Raw genomic sequence first — 14,313 nt, 5'->3', positions numbered from 1 at the left:
AAAATTTTAACCATTCCTTAATTCTATCAAAAAGAAAGAAGATAAGCAAAAGAAGCTTAAAATTTTTTAAGCAATGAAGGCCAGCATTTTTGTGCCTACATAAATAAGAAGAAAGAGGCAAACTGCTAAAATAAGCAGTGCTTGAATTAATGCCTTAAAATAAATTTTTATCATAGATGAATTTTAACAAAAATGGCAACGAGAAGCAAAACTTCTGTGATAATGGTTTATCTTATGAAGATGAAAAAACATCACACTCTGCATAGTCGGTAATAAAAAAAGACCTTGATATTTCAAGAGCTTTTTAATTAGGGGAGAAAAGATTCGGTAGATGAAGTCTCGATTTCAACAGTGGGATAGTTTTCTTGATAGACTTGGTCAAATGCGCCAAAATAACTCATCTGTCGTGTAGTGAAATCAATCTCATATCGGATTACGCCCGCTTTCCAAAGTGAAACCAAGAATTCAGGGAAGGAAATTTTACCAGCTTGGTTTGCACGAATATTTTTGATCAGAGCAATTTGATCAAAATCTGGGCAAGGCCCAACACGTCCAATTAAAGGGTTCCCCGGATTTACAAGTGAGCCAGCTTGCGAAAAGTAGAAGCTGTCTCCAGAAGGGAGGTACCATATATTTTTTACAATTCCTTCCTGCCTTAAACATTCGGCTAGATAGGGGAAGCCCTTAGATTCAGCGCCGATATGGTTTGCTTTGAGCATTGCTCTTTGAATATTTTTTGAAATCATGTGTACAATCTCTTTTCTATTCAGATGTCTATGATGCCATTAAACCATAATTTGGGTAAGAAGTAAATTTTTGAGGATATATTTAGGGGAAGAGAATTAGATTTTTGAGTACAAAAAAAGGCATCTACTTAAACGTGTGAAGTAGATACCATCACGAGGAATATTCATCCATTGCTATGAGCTCCTTATGCTAATTCTTCCAAGTTTTGCATTGCTTCTTCGATGGTACGACCAAGCCCAAAAACAGCTGGATCATTAGCCAAAAATACTTTAAAAATATCTTTTGAAGTATCCAAAGATACAGTATACTTGAAATTTTTGTTTTTGTTAGTGAATGTCATAATGCATTCTCCTTTCTCTATATTATATCGACGAAAGGACACTATAACGTACATAACGAAATTCCATAATCATTGTAACACATTCTTTTAAAAAGTACAAAAAAGCTACTTTTAAAAGTAAACCTGAACATTTGCTCTAATTTTTCACTGAAATATTTGAATTGTTACGAGGAAAGAGCGATAATAGACTTAAGGAAAGAATGAAGCGGAGGTACTAATGATGGAAAAACAATATCACAATATTTTAGTTGCACTAGATGGTTCAGATCAATCTTATAATGCAGTGCACGAAGCAATTACTTTAGCAAAGAGAAACAACGCAAAACTTCATGTTTTGACTGTTAAGGATATGGAGCATCATTATGGCATGACAGGCTTTGGTGTCGTCGAAAATCCTGAAATTGATATAATGGCACAAGATATTTTGAAGAAAGCGGCGGAGATTATTGGTGAAGAAGTATCTTATGACAGTTATGAAATTGTTGGTGCGCCCAAACATATGATTGTCCAATTTGCCGGAGATAAGAAGATGGATTTGATTGTTATTGGCGCAACTGGAGCAGGTATGATTAATAAACTCATGTTAGGTTCAACCACCCAGTTTGTTGTAAATCATGCACCATGTAATGTCTTGGTCGTTAAATAGATCCAAAAAGTAGCTTGTCATAGTCTTATTTAAAAGCATTAATTTTTAGTGTTACTTAAGAAAGTGGCGATATAATACAAGTATTCCAGTAAGATGTTTATCTTATCACTTCAATGCGCTCACTTTGTGGGCGTATTTCTTTTATGCCTTTTTCGGTCGAGCATTGCTTTCAAGGAAATGATTTCGTTTTTAGGGGAAGAAAATGTACAATAGAAGTAGAGAAAGATATAAAAGGAGGAATGTTTATGACTGACTATTATAAAAATATTTTGGTTCCTGTGGACGGATCTGAACAATCTTACAAAGCAGTAGATGAAGCGATTCGCATTGCCCGTCTCAATCATGCAAAACTACATGTTCTGACTGTAAAAGATATCAATAAATATTATGGTGCTGTGCATAAAGGTATTGTAGAAACACCAGGATTGGATCAACTTGCGCAAGATATTTTGGCAAACTGTAAAGATATTATCCGCGAACAAGTTGAATATGAAACTTACGAAATCGCAGGTAAGCCAAAACTAAGAATTGTTAATTTTGCAGAAGAAGAAGATAAAAATATTGACTTAATCGTCATTGGTGCAACCGGAACAGATATGTTTGACCGCCTTTTAGTAGGCTCAACAACAAATTACGTCATTAATCACGCACCTTGCAATGTTATTGTGGTTAAAAAATAGTATCCTTTGTTTGATTTAAGAAAGAAAGGTTATACTTTACTTGTTCCAAAATTTTTCATAAAACTCCCAAGTCCTCGTATTGCGAGGGCTTTTTTAATTTTTAAATAACAGTCTCGAAGAACCTTGTTTCCATTTGACATACAACCTATAAGTCAGAAAGGTAAAAGCGAATTTTGTTGTATTTTTGATCCTGTTAAAGTGCAAAAAAATATTTGGATAAGAAAAGGACTTTCGTATTTTTGTTTTTTGGAAAGATTTGCTTATTGTGTTCATTTTAAATATATGATATTATGTAAGTGTGAGATAAATGAGAAGTTTTTTGTGAAATAATATTTCGCTACAAAATTTTCTTATGAACATCTGTAAAAAAAACCTTAATTTTATTGAAAGAAGCTCCTGTTTTCAGGGGCTTTTTTCAATATTTTTTTATTTTTTAGCCCATTTTTTATTGAATTATATGATTTTCTCTTTCAAAATAACTTTTCTATTATTATTTGAGAAAAATATCGTGAATAGATATACAAAAAAGTGAATTTTATTTCATTTTTTCTGTATATTTTTTTATTTATACAGGTTAATTGGCAATAAAATTAAGGTTTGTCTAAAAAATGCGAGTGAATAAATAGTTAAAGAAGGAAGAGTAGAGAGTGTACAAGAAGCTGCTAAAAAAAATAAATAATTTATCAGAAATTGTAATGAAATTTAGTGACAAAGAACTCAGGAATAAAACCGATGAATTAAAAAAACGTATTTTAAATAATGAGAAAGAAATTGATATTATTGCCGAGGCATTTGCGGTAGTTCGCGAAGCAGATCGAAGGGTGCTAGGTTTATATCCTACAGATGAACAAGTGCTCGGTGCTTTAGCCCTTTATGAGGGGCAAATTGCTGAGATGAAGACTGGTGAAGGAAAGAGCTTAGTGGCTACCTTACCCCTTTATTTAAAAGCTTTGTATCTGGATACTGTCTTTCTAGTGACAACGAATGACTATTTGGCAAGTAGGGACTTTGAACGTATAGGTACTGTTTATCAATGGTTAGGCTTAGAAGTTGCAAATGGTACGAGTGATCCTGAGGAAGAAGAATTTGATGTAAAAAAAAGACAAGCAGTTTATGCTGCAAATATTATTTATATTTCAAATGGAACTTTGGCTTTTGATTTTTTAATCGATGGTTTGGCTGAAAAAAGAGAAGAGAAGTTTATGTCGACATTGACTTATGCTCTTTTAGATGAGGTAGATGAGATCCTTCTAGATAGTGCGCAGATGCCCTTGATTATTTCAGGTGCGCCAAAAGTTCAATCCAATTATTTTGAGAACACGAATGCCTTCATTACGATACTCCAAAAAGAAGCTGATTTTAAATTGGATGAAGAACAGAAAAATGTTTGGTTGACAGAAAAAGGCATTACAAAAGCGAAGAAATATTTTTCGATTTCAAATCTTCTTGATCAACAGTTCTTTACACTCTACCAACATATAATATTGGCCTTAAAAGCACATCATACATTAAAACGAGATCGAGATTATCTTGTGGAAGAGGGTGAAGTTAAACTGCTTGACCGCAAAGATGGGCGAATTTTAGAAGGCTCGAATCTACAAAATGGCTTACATCAAGCTATTGAAGCAAAAGAATTTGTTGAATTAAGTAATGAAACACAGACGATTTCATCTATAACTTATCAAAATTTATTCCGTCAGTTTCGACAGTTGGCTGGTATGTCAGGCACAGCAAAAGTTGCGGAAAATGAATTTATCAATACCTATAATCTCCCAGTAAAAATGATAAAAACTCATAAAAAAAGTATCCGAGTTGATCACAAACCGAAAAGTTACACAAATTTTGCGGCTAAATTAGAAGCAAGCCTTGAAAAAATAACTTCTTTACATGCTGAAGGGCGTCCTGTTCTCGTCATTACAGGGTCTGTTGATGCTTCAGAACTTTATTCTTTGAATTTACTTAATATAGGAATTCCTCATAATATTCTTAATGCAAAGAGCAGCTCTAAAGAAGCGCAAATTATCTCTGAAGCAGGACAGGTCGGAGCGGTGACTATTTCTACCTCTATGGCTGGTCGAGGTACGGATATTAAAATCTCGGAAGAAGCTAGTGAAAAAGGAGGGCTTGCAGTTGTTATAACTGAGCGGATGTTAAATAGACGTATTGAATTACAAGCCAAAGGTCGAGCAGGTAGACAGGGAGAACCTGGGGATACTTATACCTTTGAGTCTTTAGAAGATGATGTTATTAAAAATTTCGTCCAAGAAAGCATACAAACTTATTATGAAAAATATAAAGAAGTTACAAAACCGATTCGTAATTATAAGGTAAAGCGTGCTTTTAGGAAAGCTCAAAAAATTTCAGAACAAAATGGTTATGATGAGCGAATAAAGGCTCTCCAATTTGATGAAGTTTTACGCCTGCAGAAAGAGCAAGTAAATAAGAAGCGTCAAGAAATTATGGAACTTAGAAGTGTATCTGAAGCTTTATTAATCGTAAATCAGAGTGCAGAAATTGTCGTTAATGATTATTTTTCAACTAAAGAGAGACAGACATCACATACTATACAACGTTTTATTTTAGATCATATTGACTATAATTTTAAAAATGTTAATGAAGAATATCTGAAAACAAATGAACTTAAACAATGGTATATAAGGTATGTTTTAAAAGAAAATCTTCAAGCAAAAAGAGAAAAAATTGGCGATGATAGAGCTTTTCTTCAATATTTACAGATTACAATGCTGAAAGCTATAGATAATTCTTGGAGTAATCAAGTAGACGCAATGAATCAACTCCGCTTTGTTGTGCAAAGTCGATCGACAGCACAAAAAAAGCCCATTGCTGAATTTGAAAAGGAGGCTCAAAGAAGTTACCAAAAAAGACAAAGTGAGGTCTCACTCCTAATTCTAAAAAACGCTGCATTAAGTTTGCTAGATATTAAGAAAGGGGAACTTATCGTAACTTTTCCTTAGAGAAGTGATAAGAGGATAGATGAGAAAGTATATAACAAATTTATATGGACAAAGTGAACAAAGCACGGCTATGACTGCGCAACATATGATTACTAAGCTTGCACACGATGAAGGATTTAAAGAAATCAGTGTTTCGGCTTATTCGGTGAGTGAAGATACACCAGAGGAAAAAGAAAAAAGAATCATTGGCATGCTGTCTTCTGTCACACAGGGAGATTTGGCCATTGCTCAAATGCCATCTTGGAACGGGATTGCATTTGATGAAGTTTTTTTGAAAATACTTCGTGAAAGAGTAGATAAACTAGTCGTCTTTATTCATGATTTTGTGCCTCTTATGTTTCAAAATAATGACTATTTATTTGAGCGGTACTTAGAGGCTTACAATTTAGCTGACTTAGTAATATTGCCTTCGGAACGAATGGAGAAAAAACTACGAGAACGAGGTCTGACAAGCCCTGTGAAAATACAAGGTATCTGGGACCATTTGGTAGGAATTGATAATTTGAAATATCCAAAATTTCAACGCAAATTGAAATTTGCTGGAAATATTACACGTTTTCCTTTTGTGAAAGAATGGAGCAGTGATTTACCATTAGAAGTTTTTAGCAATGGTGAAGTGAATGCAAGAGGCTTTTTAAAGATGAAAGGTTGGCAACATGATGATCAACTTTTACGTGAACTTAATAAAGGTGGTTTTGGGTTAGTTTGGAGCGAAAATATTGAAAACCAATTTGAACGAGAATACTCAGAAATGAACGCTTCTTTTAAATTTAGCACCTATCTTGCTGCAGGCTTACCAATTATTGTTAATAAAGGTTTAGCAAAACAAAGCTTTGTGGAAGAGCAAGAGATTGGTTTAGTGGCAAATAATCTTGAGGAGGCAATAGATTATGTGAAATGCATGTCCTCTTCAGAGTACATGCGAATCAGTTCCAACGTGCAACGTGTGGGGGCACTTGTGAAGGAAGGTTTTTTCACTAAACAATTGCTTATGGAGATACAAAATTACTTATTTTTAGAAAAGGGAAAAGAAAATGACCATTTATAATTTCAATCTTGGCATAGGCTGGGCCAGTTCAGGAGTGGAGTATGCACAAGCTTATCGTTCCAATATTTTTAAGAAGAATAAACAAGAGGCAAAATTTATTTTTACAGATATTTTCCATGAAAACTTGGAACCAATGACTAAAAATATTGGTTTTGAAGACCATGAAGTTATTTGGCTCTATCAATACTTTACAAATATTAAAATTAGCCCGACAACTTTTACACTTAAACAACTTGAAAATAGCTTTGCAAATAAACCACAACATATAGAGAAAAATGAAAATTTAGTTTCATATATCTGGGAAGGCATACGGGTCACAGCTTTTATAGACAAAACAGGAGCAAGTGGGGCAGTTTACAAAACAGAAACGATTGTCAATGGGAATTTAATTCAGAGGGATTATTATAACTATGTCAAAATCTTTTCTGAATATTTTAAACCTGTCAATAATCAAGCGAATCTTTATCAACGTCGTTTCTTCAATGAAGATGGCTCCACTGCCTACGATGAGCTTCTTAATGGAGAACAAAGTTTATATATTTTTGAGGATAGAACCATTTATTCTAAAGAAAATCTTTTGATTCATTTTGTTGAAAGCCTAGGTTTAACTAAAAAGGATATTCTAATTATCGATCGTTCGACAGGAATGGGTCCAGAAATCATCAAGGCTAAAGGTGAAGCTAAAGTTGGTGTCGTTATTCATGCAGAACATTATAATGCGCCGTTAACGACAGAGAAGAAGATTCTTTGGAACAATTATTACGATTATCAGTTCGAAAATGCACGAAGTATTGACTTTTTCGTTACTGCCACAGAAATTCAGAAGCAAGTTTTGGAACAACAGTTTTTTAAATATGGAAAAGGTCCAATCACTGTTTACGCAATACCAGTAGGTAGCATTGATAAACTCATGGTCAATAAAAAAAGGAAAGCCAATACCTTAATCACTGCTTCACGCTTAGCAAGCGAGAAACATTTGGACTGGCTTATACGGGCAACGGTGCAAGCACGAAAACAGATAAAAAATCTTAGCCTTGATATTTATGGACGCGGTGGTGATGAACCGATTTTAAGAAAGTTAATCGAGGAACTCGAAGCGAGTGATTATATACATTTAATGGGACAGCATAATTTAAAAAATATATATAAAAACTATACGACTTATGTTTCGACATCAACAAGTGAGGGTTTTGGACTTACATTATTAGAAGCAGTTGGTTCAGGTTTAGGAATGATTGGCTATGATGTTCCTTATGGCAATCAAACTTTTATTCAATCTGAAGTAAATGGCTTATTAGTGTCTTATAGTAAAAATGAAACACCTAAAAATATTTCAGCAATTGCAGAAGCAATTGTGAAACATCAAAAGCAAAGCCAGACAGCACTTGAAAAAGTTCGCGAGGCATCTTATCACATTGCTCAACCATTTCTAACCTCTCATATTCAAAAGAAATGGGCACAACTTGAAGCGGAGGTCACACATGATTAACTTATTTGAAAACTATCGCGAGGAAGAGAAAGATTTAGAAAGTTCCCTCAAACAGGCTGGATATAAACATCAAACAATTGTTTTGAATGAAGATGGCTATCTTCCAGAACATGTCGCTTCACCTATCAGTTTTTTTACTGGAATGAAAGAAGATAATTCCTCCAAAAATGATTCTCCTAAATTTTTTAATGAAATTTCCCTCCCTAATTATTGGGAAATCAAAGGGGACGGGCAAAAAGCAGAGATTTTTGAAGGTTATAAAAAAAGAGGGCACATCAATTATAGTCAAAGAAAAACGGACTATCGTGCAGTGAAGTCCGTAGAATGGCTGAACGACTCAGGAAGAGTTCGAGCGATTGATCTTTACAATCAATATGGAACATTGTTTGGTAGAGAAGCTTACAGTGATGGACAGCGGACTTTGACAACTTATTTTGATAAAAAACAAGCAGAAGTGATTTTGATAAACCATATCACTCAAACCATTCAACTCAATTATAAAAAGAAACAATATGTTTTTGAAACTTATACTGACTTCATTATCTTTTATTTGGAAGAATCCAAAAGCAATACGCGTGAAATATTTTATAATTCACTCGGGCGTCCCTTTTTCATTACAGAAGCTTTAAAGGCTAAGAAACCAAATAAGGCATATAACCATACTTTATTTTGGCAAGAAGAATCAGCTGAAATACCAGGGAATATGCGGATGATATTATCTGATAAAGCTGCACCAACGAAACGTATTGTGATTCAAAATCGTGAAGAATACATTCGAATTCAGCAACAAATTAACGAGCAAACAAGTGTACAAATTGAGTATCTCGGCTATCTCTACAATTTGAGAGCACGTAAATCCATAAATAAATCTATTCTAATTCTTACCAACTCTGACCAAATTGCACAACTCAACCAGCTTCTAGATGCTTTACCAAATTATCAGTTTAATATCGCAGCGAGAACGACAATGTCTCAGAAATTACATGCTTTTGAAAATTATTCAAATGTGCAATTGTATCCAACAGTGGATGACTCAGAGCTAGAAAAACTTATTTCAAAAAGTAGTTTTTACTTAGATATTAACCACGGAAATGAAGTTGAGCACATTATTCGTACAGCTTTTGAGAATAATCAACTTATTTTGGGATTCAATGAAACAATTCACAACAAACGCTATACAAGTGAAGAGAATATTTTCCACCAAAACGACTGGATGAATCTCGTCCAAAGAATCCGTGAAGTAGGTAAGAATTTTAAAGCGTATCGTAAAGCGCTGGGTAGTCAATGGTGGTCATCTGGGCAGTCGACAATTGATGATTATAAGGAAGTACTCAAATGAAAAATCAAGATCCCGTTTTAATAAAAATCCAAGAGAAACAAGCCAAAATTGAAGAGGAATCACGCTTAAGACCAAAACATCAGATAAAAAATCGAATTGTGATTGCGACCTCAATCCTTTTGTTATCTGGTATCCTTATTGGACTTCTGAGAATAATTCTCACACTTGTAAAATGATTATTTTAAAAAAAAGGAAAACATAAAAGATGAGTTTAACAATTTATAAGCAAAAGGCTATTAAACGTCTTCTCTTTTCACTCATGATCGTGCTCATCTATATATTGGGGAGTAATATACTTATTCCTGGAATAGATGCTCAAGCTCTATATGAACTTTCGCGTAAAACAGCTGGTCTATCTTTTGCAATGAGTATGACCGGACTTTCTATTGACAGACTGTCATTGTTTTCTTTAGGGCTAGGACCGTGGATGTCAGCTATGATTTTTTGGAGAGTGCTTACGGTCAGTAAAGTCTTTCATATTGAAAGTTTCACTCCCCAGCAAAATTATCGCATGAAATATATTTTTAGTATTCTGCTGGGTTTGGTTCAGAGTTTTAGTATTATAACGCAGGTTGAAATTTTGGGAGATGTCTATAAACCTATTGGTAATCTCTCTTTAGCTTTGATACTCGTAGCTGGTTTAGCTGTCCTTATCTGGTTAGGCAATCTTAATACAGATTATGGTATAGGCGGACCTACTATCATTATTTTAGTAAGCATGCTTCGAAATTGGCCTGCTCGCTTTCTGGAGCCTTTAGTGAAGAATTATCATGGTATCATCACTCTTTTAGGTTGGCTTTTAGCTTTTACCCTTCTTTTGCTAATATCTTTCATGATTTTTAGATTTTATCAAGGAGAACGTCGGTTACCTTTGATGCATGTGATGTTGGATGACCGTTTCGCTGCACAATCCTACCTTCCTATTCCCACAAATCCAGCGGGAGGAATGCCATTTATGTATGCTTTCAGTGTAGTCTTATTTCCGCAGTATATTCTATTCATGCTAAAAAGTTGGGATAAAAATAATCAGTTCTTAAGTTTTCTTTACGAACAGGTGCAGTTGGATCATATTTTGGGTGTTATACTCCTTCTTATTAGTTTGGTCCTACTGACTTACGGTTTTGCCTATGTCAATATTGATTATAAAGAAATTGCAGATAATTTGAAAAAAAGTGGAGATTACTTTAATAACGTTTATCCAGGAAAAAATACAGAGCGTTATCTTTTTCATAACGTCTCTCGCATGGCAGGGATTTCAGCCGCACTAAACTGTACGATAATCGGTCTACCTATGTTTGCTGCTCTTTATTGGCCTCATATCAGTGTTTGGGCTTATTTCGTTCCTACTTGGCTCATACTTATGATTTTGATGCGAGAAATCACAGTGCAGTTTTCAAGATACTACCATCGAAATGATTATGGTGCTTTTATACCGGAAGTTGAAGGATTATAAAAATAGAAGGAGAAAAAAACGATGATTTATTTTGTACCGGCCTGGAATAAAAAAATACAGTCAGGCATGTCTACAGATGATCTGATGGGACAGGTACAGTCTTTCATGTCTTCTGATGTTGCCTATAAAATTCTTATCAGTGATTATATGCCTGAACTCCGTTACTTCCTTCACCGCTATGATTTGTTAGAAAGCAGCTATGTAAGCATTTTTGATGAGTTACAAACAATCAAACACGTGGAGCAAAAAAGCTTAACATTGAAGGATTTAAATTTTCCTGATACGGCGACTTTTTCTTATACGCCATTTAATATTTTAGTTTATCAGGAAGAGGCACTTATTGGTCAGATTACTTTAGGAGAAGCATCTTATATTTCTGAAGTGACATATATTAGTGGAGGAAAGGTAACTTTAGTCGAAATCTATGATGACCGCGGTTTTATTTCTAGTCGTGATATTTATGAAGATGGCAACTTTTGCTATAAGGAGTATTTGAATCAGCAAGAACACTGGGTTATTCGCACATATAAAGATGCTGCGTGTGAGGTAAATGAAGAATATTCAGCAGGACTAAGGCAAAGATACTATGAGAGCTTAGAAGAAATTAAGTTTGAAAAATTAGAGAGTCATTATGAACAACTTGGTGCAGATGATTCAATAATCGTATCATTGACAGAAAAGAACTTACCTTATTTCCAGAAAAGTAAAGTTCTTCCAAAGATGACACTCTCACTATTTGGCAATCGTTTAAGTAGTAAAACAAAAACTCAAAAAGAATTAGAAGAAGTTACTGGACAGTGCTTTGCTGTGATTGTGGATTCGAATCAGAATATGCAGAAAGTAAAAGCATTTACTGAAGAAAGCAAAATCCACCGCATTAGTCCTTATGATACGCGATTCGAATTAAGCAGAAGTCATGAGTTAAAAGAAGAAGTTATTTATTTTGAGAGCCGAGACATGACAAAAGAAGCAATCGGACAAGCCATAGAGATACTTTTTTCTTATTTAGTTGATGTCTTTGATAATTGCGAAGTTGAAAGAAGTTTTCAAATCATTATACGTATGGCATCGTATCCCTTAATTTCGGCTTTTTCAGCAAAAATACGTGCTCTTTTTATTGAAAAATTTCCCGAAGAAATGCCGCTTGTAGAAGAACTGCTCCCCATGTTGACAGGAGAAAATTCTATCGATGCAACACTCTTAAAAAAGACTAATCCAGAAGTAAAAAGGGTGATGCAATTATGGAAAAGTTTTGAACTTCAGATAATAAATAGTGATGATGAGCTATTTAGAATCATTAACGAAACACGATTAATTATTGATTTAAGAGAAGAGCCTGATCTTTTTACTCAGATTGCAGGTATAAGTGCAGGTATTCCTCAGATAAATCAAGTGGAAACAGAATATGTGCAAGCCCATAAAAATGGTTTAGTGATCGCGGACTGGACCGAACTTTACCGAGGTCTAAGTTATTATCTGGATCGATTAAAACACTGGCAAGAAGCACGGATGTTCGCTGTCCAACAAATAAAAAAATATTCAGGAGTTGCTCTTAGAGAGAAGATATGCCAAATTTTAGGAGGAATAAATGAATAAAAAGACACACGTTTTACAAATCGGTCAAAAAAACTGGCAAGAGTACATATCCTTGCAAGACGGAGACAAACTGGAGTGGACCTATTTTGATATGTGGGCAGGAACAGATGAGGAGGCTCTTGCACTCATGAAGAAGAGGAAGGGACGAACATTTGATGCTGTGATATGTACAGACGAAATAAACTGGACACAAGTAACTAAGTTTTCAAAAGTTATTGAAGCTTATAGTCTGATTATTAATCAAGATTATGAAGAAGAGATTCCTCATGATTTAGCCTTAAAAAAATGTCCTCTATTTATGAATACAGAAGATAAAAAAGAAGAAGTGATAAGGAGTGTATCGCAAAATTTCTTTTCCGGACAAATGGGTTCAAAACTTCATGTGAACACTCTAACAGTAAATGATGAATTTAGAGGAGAGATTGAAATATATGGGCAGGATTATCTGCAATTAACAGGAGATTTTTCCGGATTTTCTCAAAATTCCTTAGTAACATGGCAGCATAATATTGGCATGTATGGCCGTTCTAAAAAAATATGGTTAGAGTTTGAATGTCAAGGCAACGCAAAGATTTCCTTCACGCTACTTAAAATACTTGAGGGAAGCAGCCAAATCATTGAAAGACGAGTTTACACACAAGAAGAGATAAAAAAAGGAATAGAAGTTCCCTATGAGAAAAATATCGGTTACTTAAGTTTATCGCTAACAGCTACAGGATTTGGTACTTTAAAAGTTGGACCTTTGCACTTTAGAGATTCTCGCCAACATTATGGAGAGTACATTCTTGGTGGGAGAAAAATTGTGGATGAAAGAAACCAAGAACTTTTTTACTACTTTCATCCAGGAGATTTAAAACCACCACTTAATGTCTACTTCTCAGGCTATCGATCAGCTGAAGGTTTCGAAGGTTTCTTTATGATGAAGAAGCTAGGGACACCGTTCTTGCTGATTACTGATCCTCGGTTGGAAGGGGGAAGTTTTTATATGGGAAGTATGGAACTTGAAAGGCAGTTAATTGAGATTATTCAGAGGCATTTACAAGAACTTCATTTTACAAGTGACCAACTCATCTTGTCAGGACTTTCGATGGGAACTTATGGAGCCCTTTATTATGCAAGTGAACTGTCGCCTGGTTATGTTATCGTGGGTAAACCTTTAGTGAATATTGGTGACATAGCTTCTAATGAAGAGCTTGTCAGACCAGGAGGATTTCCCACTTCTTTAGATATTTTACGCTCGTTGTCAGGGAGTCTCTCAGAGGAGGGAGTTGAGATTTTGAATCAACGCTTTTGGGATTCATTTGAGAAATCAGATTTTTCAAATACACGTTTTATCATTTCCTATATGAAAAATGATGACTACGATAAAAATGCATACCCCAATATTATCACAGCCTTATCTGACAAGGATTCAGCAGTCATAGGCAAAGGAATACCTGGGCGCCATAATGATAATTCACAGGCAATTAATCAATGGTTTATTAATCAATATAATCGAATTTTAGTGGAAACTTACGGTCGAGAGAGGAAACAAAATGGATTTTGACATAGTCTGGAATACTTCGCAAATAAATTTTTACAAATATGGTGCAAAAATTGTATATCGCTCGGATCATACAGTTTATTTCACGAATAATTTTTTTCCCTCGGGGGCAACTATTGTGAAGTGGACTTCCAATTCTCTCTACCAAGGGGAGCGCACGTTGCTACAACTTCCCCTTTTAAAGCGTGGAAAGCACTATGAATTAATAACTGACTTTACTTGTGAACCTCAAGACTCAGTTTTAATAAAAATGGAATTCTACGAGCGCTCAGGAAAATTAATGGAGACATGTGTTTTTGAAGGTAAAGGAGGTGATGTAACATATCCAATGGGTGCATATTTTTACTCTATTTCTCTTATTAATATGGGGATGCGTGAGCTTTTATTTAAAAAAATAAAGATAATTCATGCAAGTAAAGGTACAGAAACAGTATAAAAGTATTGACAAATTAAAAGA

Annotated in this window: 13 protein-coding genes; 11 read left to right on the top strand and 2 right to left on the bottom strand. The window is 34.6% G+C overall.

Features of this window, described 5'->3' with window-relative positions; translation table 11 throughout:
• Window positions 1-308 precede the first annotated feature (308 nt).
• On the bottom strand, window positions 309-746 hold the full coding sequence (locus lgb_RS05905; protein ID WP_019294075.1) for a DUF1398 family protein: 438 nt from the start codon (window positions 744-746) through the stop codon (window positions 309-311).
• A gap of 185 nt (window positions 747-931) precedes the next feature.
• Complete coding sequence (locus lgb_RS05900; RefSeq protein ID WP_225210226.1) at window positions 932-1,087, bottom strand: hypothetical protein; 156 nt, start codon at window positions 1,085-1,087, stop codon at window positions 932-934.
• A gap of 220 nt (window positions 1,088-1,307) precedes the next feature.
• Here lgb_RS05900 and lgb_RS05895 point away from each other — a divergent pair, with 220 nt between their 5' ends.
• The 11 genes from lgb_RS05895 (at window position 1,308) to asp3 (ending at window position 14,292) form a co-directional block, all read left to right on the top strand.
• Entirely contained in the window at window positions 1,308-1,733 is a 426-nt protein-coding gene (locus lgb_RS05895) for a universal stress protein (RefSeq protein WP_029345858.1), read from the top strand.
• A 245-nt stretch (window positions 1,734-1,978) separates the two neighbouring features.
• Window positions 1,979-2,413: a universal stress protein gene (locus lgb_RS05890; protein WP_004256982.1), complete on the top strand. Its 435-nt coding sequence runs from the start codon at window positions 1,979-1,981 to the stop codon at window positions 2,411-2,413.
• Between the two features lie 647 nt (window positions 2,414-3,060).
• Window positions 3,061-5,388 carry a preprotein translocase subunit SecA gene (gene secA, locus lgb_RS05885; RefSeq protein ID WP_064305316.1) on the top strand — a complete coding sequence of 776 codons (2,328 nt, stop codon included), beginning with the start codon at window positions 3,061-3,063 and terminating at the stop codon, window positions 5,386-5,388.
• A 19-nt stretch (window positions 5,389-5,407) separates the two neighbouring features.
• Window positions 5,408-6,436: a sugar transferase gene (locus tag lgb_RS05880; protein ID WP_019294054.1), complete on the top strand. Its 1,029-nt coding sequence runs from the start codon at window positions 5,408-5,410 to the stop codon at window positions 6,434-6,436.
• Entirely contained in the window at window positions 6,423-7,925 is a 1,503-nt protein-coding gene (gene gtfA, locus lgb_RS05875; RefSeq protein WP_019294053.1) for an accessory Sec system glycosyltransferase GtfA, read from the top strand. The genes lgb_RS05880 and gtfA overlap by 14 nt, the downstream gene beginning before the upstream one ends.
• Window positions 7,918-9,264 (top strand): accessory Sec system glycosylation chaperone GtfB, encoded by a 1,347-nt coding sequence (gtfB, locus tag lgb_RS05870; RefSeq protein WP_019294052.1) that lies wholly within the window; start codon window positions 7,918-7,920, stop codon window positions 9,262-9,264. The genes gtfA and gtfB overlap by 8 nt, the downstream gene beginning before the upstream one ends.
• Window positions 9,261-9,440 carry a hypothetical protein gene (locus tag lgb_RS05865; RefSeq protein WP_017370017.1) on the top strand — a complete coding sequence of 60 codons (180 nt, stop codon included), beginning with the start codon at window positions 9,261-9,263 and terminating at the stop codon, window positions 9,438-9,440. Before gtfB ends, lgb_RS05865 begins: the two co-directional genes overlap by 4 nt.
• A gap of 29 nt (window positions 9,441-9,469) precedes the next feature.
• Window positions 9,470-10,717 carry an accessory Sec system protein translocase subunit SecY2 gene (gene secY2 / locus lgb_RS05860; RefSeq protein WP_019294051.1) on the top strand — a complete coding sequence of 416 codons (1,248 nt, stop codon included), beginning with the start codon at window positions 9,470-9,472 and terminating at the stop codon, window positions 10,715-10,717.
• A gap of 21 nt (window positions 10,718-10,738) precedes the next feature.
• The gene (asp1, locus tag lgb_RS05855; protein WP_019294050.1) at window positions 10,739-12,313 is read left to right on the top strand and encodes an accessory Sec system protein Asp1; all 1,575 of its coding nucleotides are present in this window, start codon (window positions 10,739-10,741) and stop codon (window positions 12,311-12,313) included.
• Window positions 12,306-13,859 (top strand): accessory Sec system protein Asp2, encoded by a 1,554-nt coding sequence (asp2, locus tag lgb_RS05850; RefSeq protein WP_019294049.1) that lies wholly within the window; start codon window positions 12,306-12,308, stop codon window positions 13,857-13,859. The genes asp1 and asp2 overlap by 8 nt, the downstream gene beginning before the upstream one ends.
• Window positions 13,849-14,292 carry an accessory Sec system protein Asp3 gene (gene asp3 / locus lgb_RS05845; RefSeq protein ID WP_019294048.1) on the top strand — a complete coding sequence of 148 codons (444 nt, stop codon included), beginning with the start codon at window positions 13,849-13,851 and terminating at the stop codon, window positions 14,290-14,292. The genes asp2 and asp3 overlap by 11 nt, the downstream gene beginning before the upstream one ends.
• Window positions 14,293-14,313: the final 21 nt, after the last annotated feature.

Origin of the sequence: Lactococcus petauri (genome assembly GCF_023499275.1) — a bacterium.
Lineage (GTDB): Bacteria > Bacillota > Bacilli > Lactobacillales > Streptococcaceae > Lactococcus > Lactococcus petauri.
Note: the sequence above shows the minus strand (reverse complement) of the source record. Positions and strands in the feature narration are given on the sequence as shown.